The organism is Janibacter sp. RAF52 (assembly GCF_052114035.1).
Lineage (GTDB): Bacteria > Actinomycetota > Actinomycetes > Actinomycetales > Dermatophilaceae > Janibacter > Janibacter hoylei.
Map to the genome: position 1 here is coordinate 1 of NZ_JBFRDY010000024.1, position 1,320 is coordinate 1,320.

Consider the following 1,320-nt stretch of genomic DNA (forward strand, 5'->3'; position numbering starts at 1 on the left):
GGGACTGCTGCACGGATAGGTGACATCTGATCTGTGGCGTCGAGGGACGCTGCTGGAAGGATGGACACCGTGCCCAAGCCCTACCCCAAAGAGTTTCGTGACGATGTCGTGCGGGTCGCTCGCAACCGTGAGCCGGGTCAGCAGTTGAAGCAGATTGCTGCTGACTTCGGGATCAGCGAGTCGTGCTTGACCAACTGGCTCAAACGCGCCGACGTCGAGGACGGCACCGCGCCGGCCGTGACGAGTGAGCAGGCAGCCGAGCTGCGTGAGCTCAAGCGCCGTAACCGATTGCTGGAGCAAGAGAACGAGGTGTTGCGGCGCGCGGCGGCGTACTTGTCGCAGGCGAACCTGCCCCCAAAATGATGTTCCCGCTCGTCCGCGAGCTGGCTGGCAAGGGAGCCCGGATCCGGGTGCCTGTGTCGGTGACGTGCCGGGTGCTGAAGTTGTGTCGTACGCAGTACTACCGGTGGCTCACGTCCCCGGTCACCGCCTCCGAGCTGGCGTGGGCGTACCGAGCGAACGCGTTGTTCGACGCTCACCGTGATGACCCCGCCTTCGGGTACCGATACCTCCACGAGGAAGCCGCCGACGCCGGGACGGGCATGTCGGCTCGCACGGCGTGGCGGATCTGCTCAGCGAACGCTTGGTGGTCGATCTTCGGGAAGAAGCGCTCGGCCCGTCCGCGGCCCGGACCACCGGTGCACGATGACCTGCTCGCGGTCGAGGGCGAGGCGGGCCGCGTCCGCCACGACTTCACCAGCGCGGCGGCACCGAATCGGGTGTGGCTGACCGACATTACTGAGCACTGGACCGGTGAGGGCAAGCTGTACCTCTGCGCGATCAAGGACGCCTGCTCCGGGCGGATCGTGGGCTACAGCATCGACTCACGGATGACGTCGCACCTGGCTGTCACGGCGTTGAACTCAGCCGTCGCGCGCCGCGCCGCTGACGGCGTCGATGTGGCCGGGTGCATCGTGCACAGCGACCGAGGCTCGCAATTTCGAAGTCGAAGATTCGTCCACCGCCTGGGCCGCCACCAGCTCGTCGGGTCCATGGGACGGGTCGGTGCCTGCGGTGACAATGCCGCGATGGAATCCTTCTTCGCCCTCCTGCAAAAGAACGTCCTCAACCAACGCCGCTGGGACACCCGCGACGAGTTGCGGATCTCGATCGTCACCTGGATCGAACGGACCTACCACCGCCGACGACGACAAGACCGCCTCGGCCGATTGACGCCCATCGAATACGAGACCACCATGACCACACCAGCCGACCAGGCTGCGTGACTACCGACTGTCACCTATCCGTGCAGCAGTCCCG

The 1,320-nt window shown here is 65.7% G+C and carries 1 protein-coding gene; it reads left to right on the top strand.

Annotated elements, in window-relative coordinates; translation table 11 throughout:
• The first annotated feature begins 69 nt into the window (after positions 1–69).
• Positions 70–1,286, top strand: a protein-coding gene (locus tag AB4Y78_RS15580) for an IS3 family transposase (RefSeq protein WP_441714527.1) whose coding sequence is annotated in 2 segments (ribosomal slippage) — positions 70–342 and positions 345–1,286 — 1,215 coding nt in all. Because the reading frame shifts where the segments join, the coding sequence is not laid out codon by codon here.
• Positions 1,287–1,320 lie beyond the last annotated feature (34 nt).